The sequence below is a fragment of the Streptomyces sp. NPDC002324 genome (assembly GCF_053593335.1).
The window spans coordinates 129537-153792 of sequence record NZ_JBSFCF010000004.1; the positions used below are offsets into that span (position 1 = coordinate 129537).

Annotated in this window: 16 protein-coding genes and 1 riboswitch; of the genes, 7 read left to right on the plus strand and 9 right to left on the minus strand. The window is 71.8% G+C overall.

The features are described from left to right. Positions 1-192 precede the first annotated feature (192 nt). Genes ACWCRJ_RS08130 through ACWCRJ_RS08145 form a run of 4 tightly spaced genes read right to left on the minus strand, consistent with a single transcriptional unit; the run spans position 193 to position 5202 of the window. Positions 193-1401: a VWA domain-containing protein gene (locus tag ACWCRJ_RS08130; RefSeq protein WP_450938523.1), complete on the minus strand. Its 1209-nt coding sequence runs from the start codon at positions 1399-1401 to the stop codon at positions 193-195. Continuing rightward, the gene (locus tag ACWCRJ_RS08135; RefSeq protein ID WP_450938524.1) at positions 1398-1568 is read right to left on the minus strand and encodes a hypothetical protein; all 171 of its coding nucleotides are present in this window, start codon (positions 1566-1568) and stop codon (positions 1398-1400) included. Before ACWCRJ_RS08135 ends, ACWCRJ_RS08130 begins: the two co-directional genes overlap by 4 nt. Then, positions 1565-4021: a DUF5682 family protein gene (locus ACWCRJ_RS08140; protein WP_450938675.1), complete on the minus strand. Its 2457-nt coding sequence runs from the start codon at positions 4019-4021 to the stop codon at positions 1565-1567. The genes ACWCRJ_RS08135 and ACWCRJ_RS08140 overlap by 4 nt, the downstream gene beginning before the upstream one ends. Positions 4022-4047: 26 nt before the next feature. After that, positions 4048-5202 (minus strand): ATP-binding protein, encoded by a 1155-nt coding sequence (locus ACWCRJ_RS08145; RefSeq protein WP_450938525.1) that lies wholly within the window; start codon positions 5200-5202, stop codon positions 4048-4050. 133 nt (positions 5203-5335) lie between these two features. Here ACWCRJ_RS08145 and ACWCRJ_RS08150 point away from each other — a divergent pair, with 133 nt between their 5' ends. Both ACWCRJ_RS08150 and ACWCRJ_RS08155 read left to right on the plus strand, forming a co-directional pair. Further along, positions 5336-6703, plus strand: a complete 1368-nt coding sequence (locus ACWCRJ_RS08150; RefSeq protein WP_450938526.1) for an SWIM zinc finger family protein — start codon at positions 5336-5338, stop codon at positions 6701-6703. Positions 6704-6755: 52 nt separating this feature from the next. Next, positions 6756-8393 (plus strand): DUF5691 domain-containing protein, encoded by a 1638-nt coding sequence (locus ACWCRJ_RS08155; protein ID WP_450938527.1) that lies wholly within the window; start codon positions 6756-6758, stop codon positions 8391-8393. A 156-nt stretch (positions 8394-8549) separates the two neighbouring features. Here the strand turns inward: ACWCRJ_RS08155 and ACWCRJ_RS08160 are convergent, their stop codons facing one another. After that, a complete protein-coding gene (locus tag ACWCRJ_RS08160; RefSeq protein ID WP_450938528.1) occupies positions 8550-8966 on the minus strand; it encodes a cobalamin B12-binding domain-containing protein in 417 nt (138 codons plus the stop codon). 649 nt (positions 8967-9615) lie between these two features. On the opposite strand from ACWCRJ_RS08160, the gene ACWCRJ_RS08165 reads away from it, so the two are divergent. Both ACWCRJ_RS08165 and ACWCRJ_RS08170 read left to right on the plus strand, forming a co-directional pair. Next, positions 9616-10479, plus strand: coding sequence for a lipase family alpha/beta hydrolase (locus ACWCRJ_RS08165; protein ID WP_450938529.1), 864 nt, complete (start codon positions 9616-9618; stop codon positions 10477-10479). A gap of 433 nt (positions 10480-10912) precedes the next feature. Then, positions 10913-12526 carry a M23 family metallopeptidase gene (locus ACWCRJ_RS08170; RefSeq protein WP_450938530.1) on the plus strand — a complete coding sequence of 538 codons (1614 nt, stop codon included), beginning with the start codon at positions 10913-10915 and terminating at the stop codon, positions 12524-12526. Between the two features lie 99 nt (positions 12527-12625). On the opposite strand, the gene pcrA is transcribed toward ACWCRJ_RS08170, so the two are convergent. After that, positions 12626-15142, minus strand: coding sequence for a DNA helicase PcrA (gene pcrA / locus ACWCRJ_RS08175; protein WP_450938531.1), 2517 nt, complete (start codon positions 15140-15142; stop codon positions 12626-12628). A 241-nt stretch (positions 15143-15383) separates the two neighbouring features. Next, positions 15384-15557, plus strand: a riboswitch (cyclic di-AMP (ydaO/yuaA leader). A gap of 9 nt (positions 15558-15566) precedes the next feature. Between pcrA and ACWCRJ_RS08180 the strand changes: the two genes are divergently transcribed. After that, on the plus strand, positions 15567-16841 hold the full coding sequence (locus tag ACWCRJ_RS08180; RefSeq protein ID WP_450938532.1) for an NlpC/P60 family protein: 1275 nt from the start codon (positions 15567-15569) through the stop codon (positions 16839-16841). Between the two features lie 27 nt (positions 16842-16868). Here the strand turns inward: ACWCRJ_RS08180 and ACWCRJ_RS08185 are convergent, their stop codons facing one another. Next, positions 16869-17222 carry a hypothetical protein gene (locus ACWCRJ_RS08185; protein ID WP_005481106.1) on the minus strand — a complete coding sequence of 118 codons (354 nt, stop codon included), beginning with the start codon at positions 17220-17222 and terminating at the stop codon, positions 16869-16871. Between the two features lie 588 nt (positions 17223-17810). Between ACWCRJ_RS08185 and ACWCRJ_RS08190 the strand changes: the two genes are divergently transcribed. Then, on the plus strand, positions 17811-18890 hold the full coding sequence (locus ACWCRJ_RS08190; RefSeq protein WP_450938533.1) for an NlpC/P60 family protein: 1080 nt from the start codon (positions 17811-17813) through the stop codon (positions 18888-18890). Positions 18891-19277: 387 nt separating this feature from the next. Here ACWCRJ_RS08190 and ACWCRJ_RS08195 read toward each other — a convergent pair whose 3' ends face one another. Together ACWCRJ_RS08195 and ACWCRJ_RS08200 are read right to left on the minus strand one after the other, a co-directional pair. Beyond that, the gene (locus tag ACWCRJ_RS08195; RefSeq protein WP_450938676.1) at positions 19278-20087 is read right to left on the minus strand and encodes a LuxR C-terminal-related transcriptional regulator; all 810 of its coding nucleotides are present in this window, start codon (positions 20085-20087) and stop codon (positions 19278-19280) included. 122 nt (positions 20088-20209) lie between these two features. Continuing rightward, complete coding sequence (locus ACWCRJ_RS08200; protein WP_046917654.1) at positions 20210-21499, minus strand: ATP-binding protein; 1290 nt, start codon at positions 21497-21499, stop codon at positions 20210-20212. A 166-nt stretch (positions 21500-21665) separates the two neighbouring features. Between ACWCRJ_RS08200 and ACWCRJ_RS08205 the strand changes: the two genes are divergently transcribed. Further along, positions 21666-23243, plus strand: a complete 1578-nt coding sequence (locus ACWCRJ_RS08205) for a PspC domain-containing protein (protein ID WP_450938534.1) — start codon at positions 21666-21668, stop codon at positions 23241-23243. Positions 23244-24256: the final 1013 nt, after the last annotated feature.

The following is a 24256-nucleotide window of genomic DNA, read 5'->3' on the forward strand; positions in this document are numbered from 1 at the left end:
GATGCGCGAGATACGAACACCCGTGTGGAGGCTGTGAAGCGCTGCCGATCCTCGCACGGGACTCCCGCCGTCACGCAAGCCCCGTGTCACCGACGCATGGTCATGTCCTCTTTTCAACCTCCCTTGTCCGGTTACCGACTGGCACGTCGGTCACGACCGACGTCCCGGCCCTAGCCCTCCTCGGCCCGCCCCTCACGCACTGTCCGGTATCGGCAGCGGCCGCTTCTCGATCGCCGACGCCAGCACCTCCGGGAAGAGGTCGGGCGTGCAGGCGAACGCGGGTGCGCCGAGCGCCGCGAGGGCCGCCGCGTGCTCGCGGTCGTACGCCGGTGCCCCCTCGTCGGAGAGCGCGAGCAGCGTCACGAACCGCACCCCCGACGCCTTCATCGCCGCCACCCGCTTCAGCATCTCGTCGCGTATCCCGCCCTCGTAGAGGTCGCTGATGAGCACGACCACGGTGTCCGCGGGCCGGGTGATCTGCGACTGGCAGTACGCGAGGGCCCTGTTGATGTCCGTGCCGCCGCCGAGCTGGGTGCCGAAGAGGACGTCGACGGGGTCGTCGAGCTGGTCGGTGAGGTCCACGACCGCCGTGTCGAAGACGACGAGCCGGGTGCTGAGGGAACGCATGGACGCCAGCACCGCCCCGAACACCGACGCGTAGACGACGGAGGCCGCCATCGACCCGGACTGGTCGATGCAGAGGACGACCTCCTTCTTCACCGACTGCGAGGCCCGCCCGTACCCGATGAGCCGCTCGGGCACGACCGTCCGGTGTTCCGGCAGGTAGTTCTTGAGGTTGGCCGCGATCGTGCGGTTCCAGTCGATGTCGTGGTGGCGCGGCCGGTTGACGCGGGCGCTGCGGTCGAGGGCGCCGGTGAGGGTGGCCCGGGTGCGGGTCGCGAGCCGCTTCTCCAGGTCCTCGACGACCTTCCGTACGACGGCCCGCGCGGTCTCCTTGGTCGTCTCGGGCATGGCCTTGTTGAGGGACAGGAGGGTGCCGACGAGGTGTACGTCCGCTTCCACCGCCTCCAGCATCTCCGGCTCCAGCAGCAGCGCGGACAGACCGAGCCGGTCGATGGCGTCCCGTTGCATGATCTGGACGACGGAGGAGGGGAAGTACGTCCGGATGTCCCCCAGCCACCGGGCCACGGACGGCGCCGACGCCCCGAGCCCCGCCGAACGGTCGTGCCCCGCCCGCGCCTTGTCCCCCTTCCCGTACAGCGCGGCCAACGCCTGGTCCATCGCCGCGTCCCGTCCGCCGAGCGTGCACCCGGTGCCGTCCGCCGTGTCCCCGCCGAGCACGAGCCGCCAGCGCCGCAGACGTTCGCCGGCTCCGTCGTCCCCCGCCCCCGTGTCCGCCTCTGTCCCTGTCGCTGTCCCTGTCTCCACCCCGCTCGTCATCCGCGTACCCCCGCCCGAGGCCTGGCCCAGAGCGGCATCACCGTCACGGTCGCCGGGCGCTTGCCCGAACGCCCCCCGTGGCCGGGGCCGCGCCCGTCCCCGGTGCCCACCACGGTGTCCATCGCGTCGGCGGCCCGCGTCGGCTCGCGCAGTCGTTCGGTCGTCATCCCGCCACCCCCACAAGGTCGTCATCGGTATGCACCCGGCGGCCGTCAGCGTCGCGGTCGCCATCGCGGGCGCCATCCCGGTCACGGTCGCCATCGCCATCGCGGTCGCCGTCCAGGCCGAGCAGCAGCCGCAGCACCGGGAGCACCGCGTCCGCGCGGTCGCTGTCGAGGTCGTCGGCGAAGCCGGGTAGGCCGGAACCGCCGGCCGGCGTGCTCCCCCGGCGCCCCGGCCCGCGCCGCACCTGCTCGCCGAGCGTCCGGCGCACCCCCGGCTCGTACGCCGAGAACGTCCGCCGCAGCAGGGGCAGTACGTCCGTGAACGCGTCCGCCGGGACCCCGGTGAGCCAGGCGTCCACCAGGCCGAGGAGCCGTTCGTCGTGCACGAGCAGCATCCCGCCGCCGGAACCGCCTCCGACGAAGCCCTCGATCCACGCCGCCGCGTCCGCCGGCGCGGTCCCCGGTGACAGCACCAGCCCCATCAGCCGCGCCGCCTCGTCCTGCGCCAACTCCCCGTCGTCCAGCAGCAGTCGTACGGCCCGCCCCCGGATCACACCCGGCACCGTGTCCCGTCCGGCCAGGACGTGGAGCACCGAGTGCCAGCGGGCCCGTATCCCGCGCCCGCTCCCGCCGTCCCGTGCCGCGTGGTCCGCCGGGGCGGCGTCACCGAGCAGGCCCACCGCCCCCTGCACGGCGTCGACATGACGGCGCATCTCCTGTGCCGCCTCCGCGTCGAGCGCGGCGCACGCGGGCGGCAGGCCGACGAAGACCCGCTCGGCGAGACCGGCGGCGACCTCGGTGAGCGCGCGGGTGTCGGTGGCGCGGACGTCGCCGTAGCGGAGGGAGCGGACGAGGGCCGGGAGTGCCTGGGCGAGGTGGCCGACGTCGGCGTCGAGGGCGGCGCGGTCGGCGAGCACGCGCATCACCACGGGCAGGGCGGCGGGGAGTTCGGCGAGGAGACAGCGCTCGGCGAGGCCGGTGATGTCGGCGAGCGAACCGGCCATGACGGCGTCCGCCTCGGCCTTGGCGGTCGCCGCGGAGAGCACTGTGGTCCCCCAGACCCCGGCCTCGGCCACCCGCACCGACAGCTCCGGCTCCCAGCGCAGCTGCCAGGTCTCCCGGAACGTGCCCGTGCTGCCGCGCGAAGTCGCCGGCTCACCCCACTCGACGCCGAGCAGCCGCAGCCGGTGCAGCAGACGGCTTCGCTCGGCGTCGTTCTCCTTGCGCAGGTCGAGCTCCAACTCCCGCTCCAGCGCCTCCGGCTTGAGCCGCAGCCGACGCTGGAGCCGCGTGAGGTCCCGCTGCAACGGCACCGCCGGCGCCGCGTCGGGCACCTCTCCCAGGACATCGCCGACCACCAGCCGGTCCCGCACCAGCGACAGCGGTACGTCCGATCCGTCGCACATCACCGCCCGTACGGCGTCGGTGGTCTCCGTGAGGCCCGGCAGCGGGCGCCCGCGCATCGCGGCGAGCGTCTCGGCCAGCCGTACCGCCTCGATGACGTGCGCGGAGGAGACGATCCGGTCCTCCTCGCGCAGCAGCCCCGCCACCTTGGTCAGCCATCGCTCCACGGGGCGGTCCGGCACGGCGAACAGATGCCCGTACCAGCCCGGCGACTCGATCCCCGCCCCGTAGCCACCGGCCCGGGCCAGTCGCCGGTTCGTCCACGGCACCCAGGTCATGTCGGCCTTGACCTTGGGCAGACTCTTCAAGGACGCCCGGTCGGCGGCCACGGTCCGCTTCTCCCGCAGCGCGGGCACGTGCCAGGCCCCGCACACCACGGCCACTGCGTCGTCCCCGAACTCCTTCTGCGCGGCCCGCAGCTGCAAGCGCATGTGCGCCTCGCGCACCGGATCACGGTCTCGCCCCCCGCTCCCGTACACCTCCCGCAGCGCCCCCATGGCCTCCTCCAGCACCGCGAACGGGGCGAAGACGTCCCCGCCCGTCCCCCGGTGCTCGACGACGTCCTCCCACCACCGCTCGGCGTCGTCGTACCCGGCGACTTCGGCGAGCGCGGCGAGCGGATCACCCCGGAGAGCTTCATCCCCCTGGGCGGTCGGCTCGTCCGGCTCGGCGGCGGCGTCTTCTCTCGCCCAGGCCAGTGTGTGCGCGGCCGGCAGGTCGATGAAGCGGGCCGGGACGCCGTGGGCCAAGGCCCAGCGGACGGCGACCCACTCCGGCGAGAACTCGGCGAAGGGCCAGAAGGAGGAACGGCCCGGCTCGTCGACCGCGTGGGCGAGGAGCGCGACCGGCGGCCGCATGTCCTCGTCGGCGGCCAGCGGAATGAGCGCATCCGCCTCCGGGGGCCCCTCGATCAACACGACCCGGGGCCGCGCCGCATCGAGCGCCGCCCGCACGGCCCGCGCCGACCCCGGCCCGTGATGCCGCACCCCGAGCAGCAACGATCCACCCCTGACCCCCCGCGGCGTCGCCTCGTCCGGGGCATCGCCGCGCACGGCCGCCGTTCCCTCCCCCCGTTCCGTCACGCGCTCACCTCACGGCAGGCTCGGTAGAAGTCGGTCCAGCCGTCACGTTCGCGGACGACGGCCTCCAGATACTCCTGCCAGACGACGCGGTCGGCGGCCGGGTCGCGGACGACCGCGCCGAGGATGCCGGCGGCCACGTCGGAGGCGCGCAGGACGCCGTCGCCGAAGTGGGCGGCGAGGGCGAGGCCACCGGTGACGACGGAGATCGCCTCGGCGGTGGACAGCGTGCCGCTGGGCGACTTCAGCTTCGTACGGCCGTCCGTCGTGATGCCGTCGCGCAGCTCGCGGAAGACCGTGACGACGCGGCGGATCTCGTCGACACCGTCGGGCACGGCCGGCAGGTCGAGGGAGCGACCGATCTGGTCGACGCGGCGCGAGACGATGTCGACCTCGGCGTCGGCGCTCTCCGGCAGGGGCAGCACCACGGTGTTGAAACGGCGGCGCAGGGCGCTCGACAGGTCGTTCACCCCGCGGTCGCGGTCGTTGGCCGTGGCGATGAGGTTGAAGCCCCGGACGGCCTGCACCTCCTGCCCCAACTCCGGTATCGGCAGCGTCTTCTCGGACAGGATCGTGATCAACGTGTCCTGGACGTCGGCCGGGATGCGGGTCAGCTCCTCCACCCGGGCCGTCATGCCCTCCGACATGGCCCGCATGACGGGGCTGGGCACCAGGGCGTCACGGCTCGGACCGTGGGCGAGCAGCTGCGCGTAGTTCCAGCCGTAGCGGATCGCCTCCTCCGGGGTGCCCGCCGTGCCCTGCACGAGCAGCGTGGAGTCGCCGCTGACGGCCGCCGCCAGGTGTTCGGAGACCCAGGTCTTGGCGGTGCCGGGCACGCCGAGCAGGAGCAGGGCGCGGTCGGTGGCGAGTGTGGTCACGGCGACCTCGACGATGCGGCGCGGTCCGACGTACTTCGGTGTGATCACCGTGCCGTCCGGGAGCGTCCCGCCGAGCAGATACGTGGCGACGGCCCACGGTGAGAGCTTCCAGCGGGCCGGCCGGGGCCGGTCGTCCTGGGCTGCCAGCGCGGTCAGTTCCCCGGCGAAGGCGTGCTCGGCGTGCGCCCGCAGCACCTCACCGCCCGTGCGTGTGTTCGCGGGCGCGGACTGGTTGCGGCTCGGGTCGACAGTGGTCGTTCCAACGGACGCAGGCATGGCTGAGTCCCCCTCCAGCTCGGCCGGTTCGGATCTGCTGACCACACTGCACCACGCCACTGACAATCCAGTCTGACCTGGGGAAATTAGATCGCGCAAGCCAATTGTCAGTGGTGGGATCTACCTTCGGAACATGACTCAGCAGGGGGTGCGCTGGACGGCTGAGCAGGTGCTGGCATTGGCACCTGACGCCGCGTCGCGCAAAGCCGGAAGCAAACTCGCCGCGGCAGGGCCGTGGTCGGGTACTGGCAGTTCGGACGAGGGGACGGTGTGGGGACTGTGCAAAGGAAGTGGCAGCAAGCCGTATCAGACGATCATCGACGTGGCGGACTCCTCGGGGCCCGCGTACAAGTGCGGTTGTCCGAGCAGGAAGTTCCCGTGCAAGCATGCGCTGGGGCTGCTCCTGCTCTGGGCGGGCGACGCCGCAGCGGTGCCGTCCGGGCAGGCGCCGGACTGGGCGCAGCAGTGGCTGTCAGGCCGCCGCACGCGCGCAGCGGCGAGGACGACGAGGACGGGCGCGGCATCTGGGGCCACGTCCGCTGACCCCGAGGCGGCGCGCCGCCGAGCGGAGCGGCGCGCCGACCGCATCACCGCGGGCGCGACGGAGCTCGAACAGCGACTGACCGACCTGTTCCGCGGCGGCCTGGCCGCCGCGGAACAGGCGGGGTACGGGCTGTGGGAGGAGACGGCGGCCCGCATGGTCGACGCCCAGGCCCCAGGACTCGCGGCGCGGGTGCGGGAGTTGGGCGCGATACCGGGCTCGGGCCCCGGCTGGCCGGCCCGCCTGCTGGAGGAGTGCGCGCTGCTTCATCTGCTCGACCAGGGCTGGCTGCGCCGCGATCGTCTGCCGGACGGCCTCGCGGCCACGGTCGGTTCCCGGGTCGGCCTGACCGGCTCGCCGGACGGCCCACCGGTCCGCGATCGCTGGCTCGCCCTCGCGCAGTACGACACGTCCGACTCCCACTCCCCTCTCACCACCCGCCGCATCTGGCTGCACGGCGTCCACACGGGCCGTACGGCCCTGCTCCTCTCCTACGGAGCCGCCGGTCGCGCGCCTGAGCTGTCGCTTCCGGTCGGGCTGGCGTTCGAGGCCGAGGTGTCGGCGTACCCGGGTGCCGGTCAGCTCCGAGCGGCCCTGGGCGAGCGGTTCACGGCTCCCGAGCCCACCGCCGTACGACCGCGGGGCAGCACTCCGTCCGAGGCGGCGGCCGGTTACGGCGCGGCCCTGCGGGACGATCCCTGGCTGGACTCCTTCCCGGTCGCCCTCGCCCGCGTCGTCCCCGTCCCGGACGGCGACTCCTGGCAACTGACCGACGCCGACAGCGACCTCGCTCTCCCCCTCGCCCCCTCCGCACGCGCCCGCCCCGGCCTGTGGCGCCTGCTGTCCCTCTCCGGCGGCCGGCCCGTGACCGTCTTCGGCGAGTGCGGCCACCGGGGCTTCACCCCGCTGACGGCATGGGCGGAGCAACCTGCGGGCGGGCAGGCGGTGGCGTTGTGCTGAGGAAAGGCGAGGCGGCGGACACAGTGGTCGGGCGGCGGACGGAAGGAACCTCATGACCAGTGCGTCAGAAGCTTCGGCGGGGCCCTCCTGGGAGGAGCTGGTCACGACCGCGCTCCTCGGGACGGACCGCCGTGCGCCGGCCGAGCCGTTGCCCGGACGGGCGGCGCCCGTGGCGTTGCTGGACGCGGCGGCCGTGGAGACCGTGCGGCGGCGGGCGGGGATACGGCCGGTGCGGGCGGTGGCACGGCCGGAGCCGGTGGCGCCCGACCGGCGTCCGCCGCTGCCGCCCGCCGCGGCGCGGAGGCTCGCGACGCTGCTGGCCGACCGGCCCGGCACCGGTGGCGGACGCCGGGGCACGGCGCCCGATCTCATGGAACTGCTGCCGCAGTGGCTGGCGTTGGCCAACGCGCACGGCTACGCGGCGCCTCCGGAGGCCCTGCCCGCGCTGCTGGACGCGGCGCGTGGCCGTACCGACCTACGGCCCGCCGTGCTGGTCTTCGCGGGGGCGCGGGCGCTGTGGCTGGCCCGGTTCAACAAGGACTGGCGTTTCGCGCTGCGTGCCGCGCCCGGCGGTGGCGCGGCCCTGCCCGGCCCGGACGAGCCCGAGCGGGTCCAGCGGTTGTGGCGGGAGGGCCTGTTCGCGGAGCGCGTCGCGCTGCTCACGGCGCTACGGACCGAGGACGCCGCCTCGGCGCGCGAGGTGCTGTCGGGGACGTGGCAGACGGAGCGGGCGGAGGACCGGCTGATGTTCCTCGACACCCTGCGCACCGGGCTGGAGGCGGCGGACGAACCCTTCCTGGAGGGCGCGTTGGCCGACCGCAGCCGCAATGTGCGGGCCACGGCAGCGGAGTTGCTGTCCGCTCTGCCCGCATCGGCGCTCGCGGGACGGATGGCGAAGCGGGCGACCGCGTGTGTGGCCGTCGACCGCACAGGCAGCACGTCGACGACTGCCGGAACCCCCACGCTCGTGGTCGAGGCCCCGCACGAGTGCGACCCCGGGATGGAGCGGGACGGCGTGCTGCCCAAGGCGCCCGCCGGGCGGGGTGAACGGTCCTGGTGGCTGGGCCAGTTGGTGGAGGCGGCGCCGCTCGGGGCATGGTCGCGGCGGTTCGGGGGGCGTACGCCGGCGGAGATAGTGGCACTGCCGGTCGCGGACGACTGGCAGGGTGAGCTGCATGGGGCGTGGTGCCGTGCGGCGGTGCGGCAGCAGGATCCCGAGTGGTCGCGGGCGTTGCTGGGGGCGCCCTCGACGCCGGAGGCCGGCGGACCGGGGGCCGTGTCGCTGGCCGAACGGGCGAAGCTGCTGGCGACGCTCAGCAGCGGGGAGCGGGCCGAGTGGGTGGCGGGGTTCATCGCCACCCACGGTCTGTCGGAGGCGTTCCAGCTGCTCGGGGTGTGCGCGGTGCCGTGGGCTCCGCCGCTCTGCCGGGCGGTGGTCGACGCGCTCAACATCGCGCGGGACGCCGGGAGTTATCCGTGGAGCTTCAGCGGGGTGATGGGGCTGGCCGAGCGGTGCCTGGATCCGGCGGAGGCGGTGCGACTCCAGCCGCTCACCGCGACGCCGGAGGATGCGGAGGGCGCGGCGCCGGGGGCGGGCGGGTACTGGGCGGAGGCGTTCCAGCGGCTCGCGACGACGCTGCGGTTGCGGGCGACGATGCGGGACGAGTTGGCGGGGGCGGGCTCCGCGTGAGGGGTGGGGCGGAGGTTGGTCGGTGGGGAGTGAGTCGGCGGGGAGTGAGTCGGCGTGGGGTGCGTCGGCGGGTGCGGGTCCGGTGGGGGCGGGTCCGGTGGGGGCGGGGCGCGCAGGGCCTTCGCTCTCCAGACCCGCAGAGCCTGGTCTCGCCCTCTACGCCCCCGCCGACGCCCGCGCATTCACTCGTACCCACTCCACGATCGACGCCGTCGTCGCTCCCGGCGTGAAGATCTCGGCGACTCCCTTGTCCTTGAGCGGCGCGATGTCCGCCTCGGGGATGATGCCGCCGCCGAAGACGAGGATGTCCTCGGCGTCGCGCTCCTCGAGGAGTTCGATGACGGCCGCGAAGAGCGTGTTGTGGGCGCCGGAGAGGATGGACAGACCGATCGCGTCGGCGTCCTCCTGGATCGCGGTGTCGACGATCTGCTCGGGAGTCTGGTGGAGGCCGGTGTAGATGACCTCCATACCGGCGTCGCGCAGCGCCCGCGCGATCACCTTGGCCCCCCGGTCATGGCCGTCGAGTCCCGGCTTGGCCACCACCACGCGGATCGGACCGGTTGCCACACCCATCACTGCCTCCATGAAACGACTACACCAACCCGTAACAGAACACAGCCTCACATGTCGCGCGAACCGCGCAGAACGACCACATCACGGATTCGGGTTCATGGAACGCCTACCCACGCCACACTCCGGGAAAGTGAACGAACGTTATCTCCAGCATCCCGCTACCGGCAGTTTCACGGCCCAGAGCGAGGGGGAAATCACACGGTGGGACACGTTCGCCGCGCACTGCTCCCGGTTTCCGCGGCTCACGCGTCGCGGGGACCGAGGTGATCACGGAGGTGATCGCGGCATCCGGGCTGTTTCCGGACCGCCTGCACAGGCTCCCGTGGCGTGCGCGCCACGGGGTAGCGTGCGCACAGCAAGGAGAGTCGTCGGAAGGACGCCGTACCGCCTCACTGCCGCGAAGAAGCGCGGCGACGGGACGGACCGGCACCGGCAGACGGCGGAGGGCAGGGCAGCGGGGAGTCAGGAGCGTCGCATCCCCGTCGCGTGATCGGCGCCTCAGGCGTCGCACACGCACCGCACGTCACGCGCGCCACACGCACCGCGTCACGTCGCCTCGCACCCGTCGCCCGTCGGCCACGTCCGCGGCCCTTCACTAGGGCACACGGGGGGACAGAGGCGTCCACCCGTCTGCCGACGGGAGGTCGGCATGAAGGTCACCAGGGCGGTCACGCCCCTTCTTCCGCTCTGCGAGCGGCTGCTGCTGCCCACGAGCCTGGCGGGCCTGTCCATGGCCCTTCTCAAGGCGACCGCCCTGGAGTTGGCCATTCTCGCCGGACATATGCTGCTCTATCCGTCCGGAATGGTCCAGGAGCGCCGGACCACCCCCACGCTCCCCCCGGCGGACACCCCCCGGCTGCCCGCCGAGGACAAGCCCCCGGTCCTTCTGCTGCACGGCTTCATCGACAACCGCTCGGTCTTCGTCCTGCTGCGCCGCGCCCTCGCACAGCACGGCGGCCGGCATCTCGAATCGCTCAACTACTCCCCCCTCACCTGCGACATCCGCGCCGCCGCCGAACTGCTCGGCCGGCACATCGAGGACATCTGCGAGCGCACGGGCCAGGAGCAGGTGGACGTCGTCGGGCACAGCCTCGGCGGACTGATAGCGCGGTACTACGTGCAGCGGCTCGGCGGTGACCTCCGCGTCCGTACGCTCGTCACGCTCGGCACCCCGCACGGCGGCACCCGGGCCGTGCCGCTGGCGGACGCGCACCCCATCGTCCGCCAGATGCGGCCGGGTTCGGCGCTGCTGGAGGAACTGAGGGAACCGGCACCGGGCTGCCGTACGCACTTCGTGGCGTTCTGGAGCGACCTCGACCACGTGATGGTTCCGATGGAGACCGCCTGCGTCGACCACCCGGACCTGATGGCGCAGAACGTCCGGGTCACCGGTATCGGCCACCTCGCCCTGCCGGTTCACCCCGCGGTCGTCGGCGAGATACGGCAGGCCCTCGACAACCCGTCGACAGAGGCCCGCCCCACCGCCCGCCCCGGCGGCCTGACCGTCGCCTGAGCCCGCGACCGCCGCCACCGGCACCGGCACCGCCACCGGCACCGGCACCGGCGAGACAGTGACGCTCGCCACACGGTGGCGAAACAGGGACGTAAGGCGGTAAACCCGGCGCACACCCGCGCGCCCCTGCCACGCGCCCGACTCACGCCACTCCTTCCGGCAGCCACAACGCGCCCCATCTCCGGCCCGCCACCACCCCGCGAAACGTCTCGCCCCCGTCGACACGGGCGTCCCGTCACCCTCACGCGGCGGTCGACTATCGAACAACCTTCGAACGCAAGGCCAAACTCGTACCCACAGACCACCGAAAGACGCTCGAATGCCCGTTTCCTGCGCGCGTGAAACCCGTTGAAGATTGTCGCGCCCGCATACCGCCGGGTACAGTCACCGCACTGCTCTGCCAGCCCCTGTCGTCGAGGCGAAAGAGAAGTTGGTGAACGATCGTCACCCGTCGGGGACCGCAACACCCCCGGCTCCGGCTTCCGAAGCCGACCCGGCGCACTACGCGTCGTACGGCCACCAGGAAGCCTCCTATGGCGACTTCACCACGTACGGCGAATTCCCCGCCACCGGTTTCGACTCCGGTACCGGCGCCCACGCGACCGCGACCGGCACCTTCGCGACCGACCCCCTCTTCGGTGACCTGCCGGGCAATGACACCGGCACGGGCTCCTACGACGCCTCGCAGTGGTCGACGGGCAACCACCAGACACCGAACTACGACCCGTACGCCGCGCAGCACCAGGCCGCGTACGACACGGGCAGTTACGAAACGACGTCCTGGACGGCGGGTTACGACCACCTCTCCCAGGTCCCGACGCAGCCGGCCGGTCCCGACGCCAGTGGCCAGTGGGACGCGAGTGGCTGGCTGCAGGCCGAACCGTCCGACGAGGCGGGCCAGTCGGGGCACACCGACCAGACCCAGCAGTGGGTTGGCACCCAGCACTTCGACACGGGCGCGTTCGACGCCACGCAGTGGAACAGCGACGGCACCCCGGCCGGCGACGAACACGGCGGCCCCGCCGAGGAGTCGTACGAAAGCGACTGCGCGGCTTCCGAGTCCTACGAGGCACAGTCGCACCCGCAGACCGTCGTGGTGGACCTCTCGGCCGAGGCCACGGACTTCCACCAGCAGGCGACCGCGACCTTCGAGCAGATCGCCCCGTACGACCAGGACGAACACCCCTCCGAGGACGACGAGTTCGAGCCCGATGACGCGGACCGCGTCGCGCTCCTCGACGGCGAGGAGGAGGCCGCCCCGGCGGAGACGAGGACCGCGGGCCCCGGCCGGGCGGCCACCCGCGCGGCCTCGCGGTCGCGCCGGAAGCCTCCGGCCAAACGTTCCGCCCTGCTGACCGTGGCGGTTCCGTCGGCCTGCGTCATGGGTGTCGCGGGGATCGCGGCGGCCTCGGTCGGCGCCACGTCGGACGACACGGAGACGACCGCGTCGGTCAAGTCGGACGCCACCGCCGTGAAGCCGTCCATCGCCAACAACCAGCTCGACACGCAGCTGGAAAGCCTCTCGGCCGAGGCCGACGACTTCGCCGACCGGGCGAGCCGGACGCAGGAGCGCATCGACCTCAAGGCGCAGCAGGAGCTGGAGCAGAAGAAGGCGGCGGCCGACGCGGCCCGCAAGGAACGGCTGCGGCCGAAGTTCGCACTGCCGGTCGCCCAGCACGGACTCAGCGCGTACTACGGACAGTCCGGCGTCAACTGGATGTCTCTGCACACCGGCATAGACTTCCCGGTCTCGTACGGCACCCAGGTGATGGCCGCGACCGACGGCACCGTGCGCACCCAGTGGAACAGCGCCTACGGCAACATGGTCATCGTGACCGCCAAGGACGGCACCGAGACCTGGTACTGCCACCTCTCCACCTACAAGGTCGCCTCGGGTACGACCGTCAAGGCCGGCGACCCCATCGCCTACTCGGGCAACTCGGGCAACTCGACCGGCCCGCACCTGCACTTCGAGGTCCACCCGGCGGGCGGCTCCGCCATCGACCCCCTGCCGTGGCTGCGCAGCCACGGGCTGGACCCGACGTAACGGGCACCGTAGCGGGCACCGTTACGGACAGCGAGAACGAAGAACGGGCCCCTGCCGAACGCAGGGGCCCGAGGTGTGTCACGCGGCGACCGACCACCGCTACAGCTTCTCCACCGGTGCGTACCGCAGCAGCAGCCGCTTCGGCTTGGTGTCGCCGAAGTCGATCGTCGCCTCCGCGTTCGCGCCCGTGCCCCCGACGCCGACGACCGTGCCGAGGCCGAACTGGTCGTGGGTGACGCGGTCGCCCACGGCGAGCGAGACCACCGGCTTCTCGTTGCTGCGGCGGGTCGCGAAGCCGGACGCTCCGGAGGCCGAGGAACGGGAACGGGACGACGACAGCGAGGACGCGATCCCGGAGGCCGGACCCGAGGACACCGGCGCGGAGGCACCCGTGCGCTTCCACTCCAGGTGTGTGGCCGGGATCTCTTCCAGGAAGCGGGACGGCGGGTTGTACGAAGGCTGGCCCCAGGCGCTGCGGAGGGTGGACCGGGTGAGGTAGAGCCGTTCCCGCGCGCGGGTGATGCCGACGTACGCCAGGCGGCGCTCCTCCTCCAGCTCCTTGGTCTGGCCGAGGGCGCGCATGTGCGGGAAGACGCCGTCCTCCATGCCGGTGAGGAAGACGACCGGGAACTCCAGGCCCTTGGCGGTGTGGAGGGTCATGAGCGTGATGACGCCCGAGCCGTCCGCCTCGTCGTCGGGGATCTGGTCGGAGTCGGCGACCAGCGCCACCCGCTCCAGGAAGGCGGGGAGCCCGACGGGCGTCGCGGCTGCCGCCTCGCTCTCACCCTCGCCTTCCGCGGCCGTGGCCTCCTGCTCAAACTCCAGCGCGACGGCGGCGAGTTCCTGGAGGTTCTCGATGCGGGTCTCGTCCTGGGGGTCGGTGGAGGCCTGCAACTCGGCCAGATAGCCGGTCCGTTCGAGGACCGCCTCCAGGATGGTCGCCGGTCCGGCGCCGGACTCCACGACGGTCCGCAGGTCCTCCATCAGCGTGTTGAACCGCTTGACCGCGTTCGTGGACCGGGCCGCCATGCCGTAGGCCTCGTCGACGCGCTTCAGCGCCTGCGGGAAGCTGATCTTCTCGCGCTGCGACAGGGCGTCGATCATCGCCTCCGCGCGGTCGCCGATGCCGCGCTTGGGGACGTTGAGGATGCGGCGCAACGGGACCGAGTCCTCCGGGTTGGCGAGGACCCGCAGATACGCGAGGACGTCCCGGACCTCCTTGCGCTCGTAGAAGCGGACGCCGCCGACGACCTTGTAGGGCAGGCCGACGCGGATGAACACCTCTTCGAAGACACGGGACTGGGCGTTCGTACGGTAGAAGACGGCGACGTCGCCGGCCTTCGCGTCGCCCGCGTCCGTCAACCGGTCTATCTCGTCGGCGACGAACTGGGCCTCGTCGTGCTCGGTGTCGGCGACATAGCCGGTGATCTGCGCGCCCGCGCCCGCGTTCGTCCACAGGTTCTTCGGGCGGCGGGACTCGTTGCGCTCGATGACCGCATTGGCCGCGCTCAGGATCGTCTGGGTGGAGCGGTAGTTCTGCTCCAGCAGGATCGTCGTCGCGTCCGGGTAGTCCTCCTCGAACTGGAGGATGTTGCGGATGGTCGCGCCACGGAAGGCGTAGATCGACTGGTCGGCGTCACCCACGACACAGAGTTCGGCGGGCGGTACGTCCCACTCGTTGGGCGGCACGTCCACGGGGTGCTCGGAGGTGCCGACCAGCTCTCTGACCAGAGCGTACTGGGCGTGGTTGGTGTCCTGGTACTCGTCCACGAGGACGTGGCGGAAGCGGCGGCGGTAGTGCTCGGCGACATCGGGGAAGGCGCGCAGCAGATTGACCGTCGTCATGATCAGGTCGTCGAAGTCGAGCGCGTTCGCCTCACGGAGGCGGGACTGGTAGAGCGCGTAGGCCTGGGCGAGGGTCTTCTCGAAGCCGTCGGTGGCCTGGGCGGCGAAGTCCTCCTCGTCGATCAGCTCGTTCTTCAGATTCGAGATCTTGGCGCTGAAGGACTTGGGCGGGAAACGCTTCGGATCGAGGTCCAGGTCACGGCAGACGAGCGCCATCAGGCGCTTGCTGTCGGCGGCGTCGTAGATCGAGAAGGAGGACGTGAAGCCAAGCTTCTTCGACTCGCGCCGCAGGATCCGTACACACGCGCTGTGGAAGGTCATGACCCACATCGCGTTCGCGCGCGGTCCGACGAGCTGCTCGACGCGCTCCTTCATCTCGCCCGCGGCCTTGTTGGTGAAGGTGATCGCGAGGATCTGGCCCGGGTGGACGCGCCGCTCGCCGAGCAGGTGCGCGATGCGGTGGGTGAGCACCCGGGTCTTGCCGGAGCCGGCTCCGGCCACGATAAGCAGGGGCGAACCCGCGTGGACCACGGCCGCGCGCTGGTTCTCGTTCAGCCCGTCCAGGAGGGCCGCCGCGTCCAGGGCGGGACGGGGGGCTCCGTCGCGGTAGTACGCGTCCCGGTCCGGGGGCACGTCGAACTTCCCACCGAACAGATCGTCCGGAAGCGGCTCCGGTACGTGATCGTCCTCGGGTGGCGGCGGGGGCTCCTCCGCATGGCCGCGGGGGGCCTGGAGGTCCGCCAGGAAGCTGTCGTCAAAGAGGCTGCTCATCGCTCTCCGAGTCTAGGCGCCCGCACTGACAGCGAGAGGCCGCCCCGGAAAGTCCGCCCCCGCCACCTACCGCGACCGCCGTGCGACGGTGAGCGATCGAGCCTACCGTTTGTCGCGCCGAAGAGGCTAAGGTCACGAAAACGTATCGGGCATATCGCACATCAACCTTCACACGAGCCACACGAGTTGGCTAACTTTTTCTTCTGGGCCGTACGACCCAACCGGCGAACGTCGCCGGGCCGCACGACCTCCGCCGAGTCCGGTACGCCTCCCCGAGGCGCCCGGAGCCGGGGACCCACCGTTCTCCGGGGTGAATCGACCCGACCGCCGCGCGCGGCGAGGGCCGTAGGGCAAACCTTCCGAAGCTTGCGCCCGAACCCGACAGCTAACTCGGTAGGCGGACAACGGAAGGAGACGCCGCACCATGGCGCCGCACCGCAAGCCGCGTCCGGCCGGAACGCGCGCGGGCATACGCACCCCCGCTCTCGCCACCGCCGCCCTCACCTCGGTGGCCCTGCTCTCCCAGTCGGGCACCGCCACGGCCGCGCCCTCGACCGACGACAAGCCGAGCCTGGAGGAAGTCGAGAAGAAGGTCGACGCCCTCTACCGCCAGGCCGGTTCGGCGACCGAGAACTACTACGGGGCCAAGGAGAAGACGGCCAGGCAGAAGAAACAGGTCGACACCCTTCTCGACGGCGTCGCCAAGCGCACGGAGAAGCTCAACGAGACGCGGGAGGAACTCGGTTCCTTCACCGCGCCCCAGTACCGCACGGGCGCGGCGGCCCCCGACCTGGCCTCGCCGCTGCTGGCGGGCGACCCGCAGGGCTACCTCGACCAGAACCAGTTGACGGACCGTTCGGCAGACCGCCGGCAGGAGGCCGTCGGCGCGTACGTCACCGAGCAGGCCGAGGCGGCGGATCAGCGCCAGGAGGCGAGCGACAGCCTCGAACAGCTCACCGAGTCGCAGAACAGGCTCAAGGCCGGCAAGGCCAAGGTCCAGGCGAAGCTCGCCCAGGCCCGTGAGCTGCTCGCCGGCCTCACCGCCGAGGAGAGGGCCCGGCTCGCCGCGATCGAACAGCGCGAGCGGGAGGAGGCCGACCGCAAGGCGGAGGAACTCGCGCGACAGCAGGCGGCACGGGCGACGACCGTGGAGACGCGGGAAGCCCCGCCTGCCCAGGAGGGTCAGGGATCGCAGGAAGGCCAGGGATCACAACAGCCAGGCCGGGGATCGCAGGAAGGCCAGGGATCGCAGGACACCTGGGAGGACACGTCCACCGGCACGGAGACGTCCACCGGCGCCACCTCCGGGACCACCCTCCCGGCCGAGGACTTCACCTATGCCGCGAAGGCCGACAGGGCCATCGCCTTCGCCCGCGCGCAGATCGGCAAGCCGTACGTCTGGGGCGCCACCGGCCCCGGCTCCTACGACTGCTCCGGGCTCACCCAGGCCGCCTGGAAGGCCGCCGGCGTCGACCTCCCCCGCACCACCTTCGATCAGCTCACCGCCGGCACCACGGTCCCCCTCGCCGAGGCCAGGCCCGGCGACCTGGTCTTCTTCTACGACAACATCGGCCATGTCGGCCTCTACATAGGCAACGGCATGATGATCCACGCCCCGAAGCCGGGCACCTACGTCCGCGAGGAGTCGGTCTTCCACGACGGCGAGTCGTCGGTGCACAGCGTGGTGCGGCCTGCGTAGCCGCACGGTCGACCCGGGGGCGCGCCGTCAGGTCCAGAGCACCGCGATGAAGATGTTCGCGATGGTCAGCGCGCCCACCAGGCCGAACAGCGGCTTCTCCACCGTCTCTTCGTCCCGTTTCACGTAGACCAGTCCCAGGATCACGATCAGCAGTGCGAGTTTGACGCCGATCTTGATGTTGTCGACGGGTTGATCGTCCGCCTGGTTGAGGCCGACGAGGAGCACACCGGTGACGAGCATGGTGAGGGCGCCGTGGAGCATCGCGGGGACGAAGCGGGCGGTGCCCTGGCCCATGGCCTTCATCTGGGTCAGGAAACCGCCCAGGAGGGAGGCGATGCCGATGATGTGGAGGGCGACGAGGATGTGGATGAGTACGTCCATGCGCGGAGCCTAATGAGGGGTCCGCGGTAGGCCGGGCGCGGGGGCCGTTCCATCTCACGGGGAAAGGTGGCCGCAAGCGGCCTCCGGGGGGCATGGCCTTTCGCGAATCTCCGGCACGAAGTTCTCCCGCGCGAAGACATCCGGCATGCACACATCCGACACGAGGGCACCGGCACGAGGGCATCCGGCGGGGCCGTGACGATCTTGCATATATGCGCCGCATAGCATCGCGGCCCTCCCGGCAGGTCCGAAATGACCGTATCGGTCATCGCGCAGCGTGAAGTCGGCGACGCCAGGACGGGATCACGGTCACATACGGTCACCTCGTGGTCGGTGCACGCCACTTCCGTACAACGCGTTACCGTGCCCTCACGCCCAGGTTTAGCGTCCTCCCTCAGGTGACCGGCTCCCCACCGCCGCCCGGCCAGGGGCGGCAGTCGGACACCACCGCCGAGAAGGTCCGGCGGCGTCCCGCTCCCCCTGTGCGGGCCGCCGCCGGACGCGTCACCGCTCCCCCCAGGCGGTCCGTACGGTCGGACGATGTCCGTACCGCGGACGGCGGTCGTACGGAGAGGACATGGACTCCACGTGGCAGCGCACCGCAAGCCCAGACAGCGCTCACTCGGCGGCCACACGGTCCGCACGGCCGCGACCTTCGCCCTCGCGGGCGCGGCGACCGCGACGGGTTTCGACGGCACCGGGCACGCCGACCCCCAGCTCACGCCTGACCAGGTCAGGGCGAAAGTGAACAAGCTGTTCCAAGAGGCCGAGGTCGCCACCGAGAAGTACAACGGCGCGAAGGAGAAGGCCGACACAGCGCAGGAGAACCTCGAAGAGCTGCGCGACCAGGCCGCCCGCCGCACCGAGCGGCTCAACTCCGCACGGGACGAGCTGGGTTCGCTGGCGGCGGCGCAGTACCGGCGCGGGGGCATCGACCCTTCCTGGCAGCTCGCGCTCTCCGCCGACCCTGACCAGTACCTGGACGGCGCCGCCCTCGCCGAGCGGGTCGGCAGCCGGCAGTCGGCGGATGTGGCGAGTGTGCGGAAGCAGTTGCTGGAGATCGAACGGCTGCGCGGGGCCGCCCGGGTCGAACTGGGCGCACTCAAGACCCGGCAGACGGAGCTGAAGCGGCACAAGAAGACGGTCACCTCGAAGCTGTCCGACGCACGGCAGCTGCTCGGCCGGCTCACCAGTGAGGACCGGGCACGGTTCGACACCGCGGGCGGCAGCACGGGGCACGCCTCCCGCTCCTCCACCTCGCCCCGGCGCGACCTCACCGGCCCGGTCTCCCCCGTCTCCGCCACCGCCGACGCCCCCGACTCCCGCGCCGCAGCGGCCGTCTCCTACGCCTTCTCCAAGCTCGGCAGTCCGTACGTCTGGGGCGCCACCGGCCCCAACGCCTTCGACTGCTCCGGTCTCACCCTGGCCGCCTACCGCGCCGCCGGCGTCTCCCTCCCCCGCACCACCTACTCCCAGATCAACGCCGGCCGCCGCGTCTCCCGTTCCGAACTCCTCCCCGGCGACCTGGTCTTCTACTACTCCGGCATCAGCCACGTGGGCATCTACATCGGCAACGGCCAGATGATCCACGCCCCGAACCCCTCCGCCCCGGTACGCGTGGCCCCGCTCGACGAGATGCCGTACGCGGGGGCAACAAGGGTGGCCTGAGCGGACGCCTCCGGCCGGGCGGGACGGAGCGAGACGGAGCGAACAGCACGGGGCGGCTGCCTCGCGCTGGTGGGTGGCGTCGGGCGGCTGCCGGACGCCGAGGCATGGATGCCCGGCGGCACGAACGGTCCGGCAGCACGGGCCTGCTTCCGCTGGCCGGGGGCACGGAGGGTCCGGCAGACGGGCCAGCCTCCGGCTGACCGGAGGCACGGTCAGCGGGTCAGCCGGTCAGCCGGTCAGGGCGAGATCGACCTCGAAGGCGACGCCGCCCAGACCGACCTGGCGCCCGCACCATCGGTGCCAGTGCCAACGCCGGTGCCAGCGCCACCGCCCAGCGCTGGTGCCAATGCCAGCGCTCGTGCCGATGTCGGCACCTGCGCCCATCCCTCACACCAAGCGTCGTGCCGTCGCCCATCTCGTCAGCTCGTGCCGGTTGGAGAGCTGCAGCTTCCGCAGCACGGCGGACACATGGGACTCCACCGTCTTCACCGAGATGTAGAGCTGCTTGGCGATCTCCTTGTACGCATACCCGCGGGCGATGAGACGCAGCACCTCGCGCTCGCGCTGGGTGAGTCGGTCGAGGTCCTCGTCGACGGGCGGGGCGTCTGTAGAGGCAAAGGCGTCCAGGACGAAGCCGGCCAGGCGTGGGGAGAAGACGGCGTCACCCTCCTGCACCCGGAAGATGGAGTTCACGAGATCGGAGCCGGTGATCGTCTTGGTGACATAGCCGCGCGCCCCACCCCGGATCACACCGATCACATCCTCCGCCGCGTCCGACACGGACAGCGCGAGGAACCGGACGGGCTGTTCGGCGTCCGACATCAACGCAGAACAACGGCGCAGCACTTCGACGCCTCCCCCGCCGGGCAGATGCACATCGAGGAGCACCACCTCGGGCCGCGTGCTCGTGATCACCGAGACCGCCTGGTCGACGTCGGGTGCCTCCCCGACGACCTCCACCCCCGTACGGTCCGTCTGCCCGATCTCGGCCCGCACTCCCGTACGGAACATCCGGTGATCGTCCACCAGCACGACCCGGACGTACCGCCCGGCCCCGGAGACACCGGCCCCGGCCCCGCCTTCGGTCGCAGCGGACTGCCCGGCCGTGGCGGACTTTCCAGGTGCGGCGGTCACACCGGTATCGCCGGCCGTGCTGGCCGTGGCGGGTGTATCGGGGCGGCCGGACTCGCCGGGCACGCCCTCAGCCGCATCCGTGCCTCTCGCGGCCTCGCCTCTCGCGGCCTCGCCTCTCTGGCCCCCGTTCGGCTCAGTGCCCGAACCGCCCTGTGCGGCAAGGTCGTTCGCCCCGTTCGCGTCACTCATGACGTCGTCTCCGCCCTCTCCATCTCCAACTCGACCTCCGTGCCGCCGTCCGGTACGGCGCGGAGCCGTGCCGTGCCTCCGTTGCGCTCCATGCGGCCGATGATCGATTCTCTGACGCCCATGCGGTCGGCGGGTATCGAGTCGAGATCGAAGCCCGGGCCTCGATCGCGGACGGACACGAAGACCGTCCTTCCCTCGACCTCGGCGAAGACCTGCACGGCGCCGCCCTCGCCACCGTACTTGGCGGCGTTCACCATCGCCTCGCGCGCGGCCTGCATCTGCGCGGTCAGTCCTTCGTCGAGGGGACAGTCCCCCACGACGACCACCTCTATGGGAACGCCGTGCTTGTCCTCGACCTCCGCGGCGTTCCGCCGCACGGCCTCGGCGAGGGTGTCCGGCTCGTCGTCCTCGTCCTTTCCTGTGCCCTCGGGTTTGTACAGCCAGTTCCGCAGGTCGCGCTCCTGGGCTCGGGCGAGGCGGCGGACCTCGTTCGGGCTGTCCGCATTGCGCTGTATCAGTGTCAGCGTGTGGAGCACCGAGTCGTGGACGTGGGCCGCTACCTCCGCGCGTTCTTGGGCGCGGATACGCATCAGGCGCTCCTCGGAGAGGTCCTGGGTCATACGGACGAGGTACGGGCCTGCCAGCAGCGTTATGCCCACGAGGACCGCGAGCGCGGCCTGCAGCACCGAGCCCAGGTGGGCGGCCGAGCCCTGCAGGACGAATATCCCGGACACGCCCGCGGTGACCAGGAGGACACCGGCCACGGAGCGGAGGAGCGTGATCGTGCGCCGCCGTCGGCCGACCTCGGCCCAGCGGGCGCGCCGCGCGTTGTCCGCCTGACGCCAGACCAGGGCGACACCCGCCGCGACGAGCACGGTCGGCCAGAGATACGCCCGGGCGGCCTCGCCGAGGTCCACATTGCCGACGAAGACCATGGCCACGACGACCATGAGGAGGAGGGCGACTATCTGGCCGCGGTCGGGTTTGCGGGCCACGAGTCTGCGGCGGCCGTCGGGCGAGGTCTCGGTGGCGATGGCCGGCGGCCGCTGGTTGTCGACGCCTCCCACACCGAGCGGGACGAAGAACCAGAACGCCGCGTAGACCAGGGCACCGAGGCCGTCCGCGAGAAAGAGGCCGGCGAACACGAGCCGCACCCAGGTCACGGGCAGCCCAAGATGTCCGGCGAGCCCTCGCGCCACGCCTCCGAGCCAGCGTCCGTCGCTGCTGCGGTAGAGCTTGCGCGGGGGCCGCGGAGTGTCGACTGGCAGTGCTGCGGCTTCCGGCATGCCATCGATATTCACACGCACGGCGGATCGAGGCATCAGGGTCGGTCCCCGAGACGTCCCTGATCTTCGGCCCAGGCGTGATCGAACACATCCCCGGACGGATATCAGGGTTCGACCAGGGTCGTCCCGACTGCCATCGGACCGGCTCGGCGGTCACGATGGACGCATGACGGATCACCAGCACGCGGCAGCGGAGCCGGGCCCCGGCTCGGGTCCGGACGCCCGGCGGCCCATGACCGAGCCGCAGGACGCCGTGCCCTCGCCGGGCACAGGCGCAGAGGAGCCGCGCGCACACGGGAGCGCGGACACGGGCCGGCAGGCGGGCACGGGTGCGGGGACAAGCGGGGGTGCGCCTGCGGATCAGGCGGCCTCCGCCGGCCCTCACGGAGCTGCCGGCCGCTCCTCCCCCGGAGCGGCCGACCCGGCCGCTCCGGGCTCGGCGGGGCGCCCCGGCCCTGAGGATCCGGCCGGCGTGCCCGCCGCTCCGCACAAGTTCCGCCGTGACCGGCAGTACAAGATGCTGGGCGGTGTCTGCGCCGGGCTCGGGCGTCAGTGCGACATGGATCCGGTGATCTTCCGGGTGGTGCTCGCGGTGCTCGCCGCGACCGGCGGCTTCGGCCTCATCTTCTACGGCTTCGCCTGGCTGTTCATACCGTATGACGACGAGGAGGAGAACGAGGTACGGAAGCTGCTGACCGGCAGGGTCGACGGCCAGGCCCTCGCGGGCGTGCTCTTCGCACTGGTCGGCTGCGGTGTGTTCCTCACCATGCTGAGCAACACGACCGTCCTTACCTTCTCCGTGGTCGTCTCCCTGCTCCTGGCCGGCGCGGGTTACTGGTCGCAACAGCGCGGAGCCCCCGACCCCGATCCTCTCGCCGCGCAGGCCGTCGCCGACGCCCCACCCGAGGCCCAGGCGCCGCCCGTGGCGTCCGGCTACCCCTCCTGGTGGCGCGACCCGATCATCAAGGACGGAAAGCACGTGGGCGGCACGGGCTATCTGTGGGGGCCGTGGACGACCCGCGACCGGGACATGGCGGCAGCGGTCAACATCGCCGGGGGATACATGCCCTCCCGCCACGACATACGCGCCGCGCGCCCGCCGAAGCCGCGCGGTCCGCGGTGGACAGGGGGCTGGATATTCCTGCTCGCTCTGCTCGCCGGCGGACTCGGCACCGGAGCGACCTGGGAGAACCTGGCTCTTGCCACCAGCCTGCAGACCGGCCTGGCCTGCGCGCTGACCGTGTTCGGCCTGGGCATAGCCCTGAGCGCCTTCCTCGGCCGCACGGGAGCAGGGTCGATCTTCTTGTCCCTGGTCACTGCGGGGCTCCTGGCATGCACGGCGGCGCTCCCGGCGAACATCAGCACCGACTGGGTCCGTACGGAGTGGACACCGCGAAACGTGAAGAGCGTGGCGCCCCGCTATGAGCTGGGGACCGGCGTGGGCACGCTGGACCTGTCCGGAGTGGACATACCGAAGGGAGAGACGCTGACGACGAGCGTGGAGGTGGGCGCGGGCAAGGCGAGGGTGGTGGTCCCGCAGGGCGTCACCGTGCGTCTCGACGTCGAAGTGGGCCTCGGTGACATCCAGTTGCCAGGTGACGACAAGGAGGACGTGGACGTGGCACCGGACAGGAGCGATCGGCTGACGCTGTCCCCCGCGAAGGGTTCGGGCAGCGGCGGGATGCTCATCATCGACCTCGAAGTGGGTCTGGGACAGGCGGAGGTGGCCCGTGCTGCGTCATGAGTTCCGCCCGGGGAAGCTCATAGCCGGCCTCTTCCTCACCGCTGCCGGCGTCGTGTATCTCGGCGACGCGAGAGACGCCTGGGTAACCCCTTGGTTCGCCGTGATACCCCTCGTGATCGGAGGGCTGTGTCTGGCGGGAGTAGTGGGTCTCCTGAACCACGCGGTACGAGGACGCCGGACGTCTGAACGGAGGCGGCCGACGGGACCGACGGGGAATGGGAGTGCGGCGGGGCCGTCCGGAGCGGCGATGAGTTCGGGGGCGACTGGGCCCGGGGGTACGGCCGACTCGGAGGGAGCGACGGGACCGAGCGGTTCTGCGGGATGAGTCTTCCTGGGCGGCCGGGGATCGGATGCGGGATGGGATGGGGAATGGGCTGCCACTGCCGGGGTGCAGGGAGTGAGCAGCGGAGAGTGGGCAAGGGCCGCCGGGCATGCACGGATAAGTCGGAGTTACGAGGCGTGGCGGCCTGCGAGAACAGACGGTGAGCGGGGCGGGCGGCAGTCGGACAGGGGGCGCGGGACGGGACGGCGACGGGCGACGGGGCGGTCGGTACGACGGGGTCGGCGCAGCGAAGGGCCAACTCGGAGCTTGAGAGGGGGCAAGTGGGCGACGTCCTGGGCGCGGCGCGCGGAGGCTTGTGGGCAGCCGGGGCTTGACGTGTCTGGCTGGGGGGGGCGCCACCGGCCCGGGGAGGAGATGGCGGTCTGCTGCCAGGCCGACCAGTACCGCAGTGCAGGCGGGACAAGGCCGTGGGACGGTCATGGGTCGAGGGCCGCAGACTGGTGGCGGGCCGATCGGAAGCCTGGTCCGGCTCGCGAAGAGGTCCCCACTCATGCTGGTGTAGGCGGCCCAGCTGGGGTCACTGGGGCGTTGTGGGCAGGTGCCGTGGCCGCGCGCTGTGCCGGGTGGTGAGGGTGAGCAGCAGCGACCTGCGAGCCGTGGCTGGTGCCGTGCTGCCGCAAGCTCTGCCGGGTGGCTTCGGTGGGCCGTGGGCGGGGTGGTGCCATGGGGC

Excerpts from the sequence above, each read along its gene's own strand:
- ACWCRJ_RS08130 (WP_450938523.1), bottom strand. The coding sequence starts at position 1,401 with ATGACGAGCGGGGTGGAGACAGGGACAGCGACAGGGACAGAGGCGGAC.
- pcrA (WP_450938531.1), bottom strand. The coding sequence starts at position 15,142 with ATGAGCAGCCTCTTTGACGACAGCTTCCTGGCGGACCTCCAGGCCCCC.
- ACWCRJ_RS08155 (WP_450938527.1), top strand. The coding sequence starts at position 6,756 with ATGACCAGTGCGTCAGAAGCTTCGGCGGGGCCCTCCTGGGAGGAGCTG.
- ACWCRJ_RS08180 (WP_450938532.1), top strand. The coding sequence starts at position 15,567 with ATGGCGCCGCACCGCAAGCCGCGTCCGGCCGGAACGCGCGCGGGCATA.
- ACWCRJ_RS08200 (WP_046917654.1), bottom strand. The coding sequence starts at position 21,499 with ATGCCGGAAGCCGCAGCACTGCCAGTCGACACTCCGCGGCCCCCGCGC.
- ACWCRJ_RS08165 (WP_450938529.1), top strand. The coding sequence starts at position 9,616 with ATGAAGGTCACCAGGGCGGTCACGCCCCTTCTTCCGCTCTGCGAGCGG.
- ACWCRJ_RS08185 (WP_005481106.1), bottom strand. The coding sequence starts at position 17,222 with ATGGACGTACTCATCCACATCCTCGTCGCCCTCCACATCATCGGCATC.
- ACWCRJ_RS08135 (WP_450938524.1), bottom strand. The coding sequence starts at position 1,568 with ATGACGACCGAACGACTGCGCGAGCCGACGCGGGCCGCCGACGCGATG.
- ACWCRJ_RS08145 (WP_450938525.1), bottom strand. The coding sequence starts at position 5,202 with ATGCCTGCGTCCGTTGGAACGACCACTGTCGACCCGAGCCGCAACCAG.
- ACWCRJ_RS08205 (WP_450938534.1), top strand. The coding sequence starts at position 21,666 with ATGACGGATCACCAGCACGCGGCAGCGGAGCCGGGCCCCGGCTCGGGT.
- ACWCRJ_RS08150 (WP_450938526.1), top strand. The coding sequence starts at position 5,336 with ATGACTCAGCAGGGGGTGCGCTGGACGGCTGAGCAGGTGCTGGCATTG.
- ACWCRJ_RS08160 (WP_450938528.1), bottom strand. The coding sequence starts at position 8,966 with ATGGGTGTGGCAACCGGTCCGATCCGCGTGGTGGTGGCCAAGCCGGGA.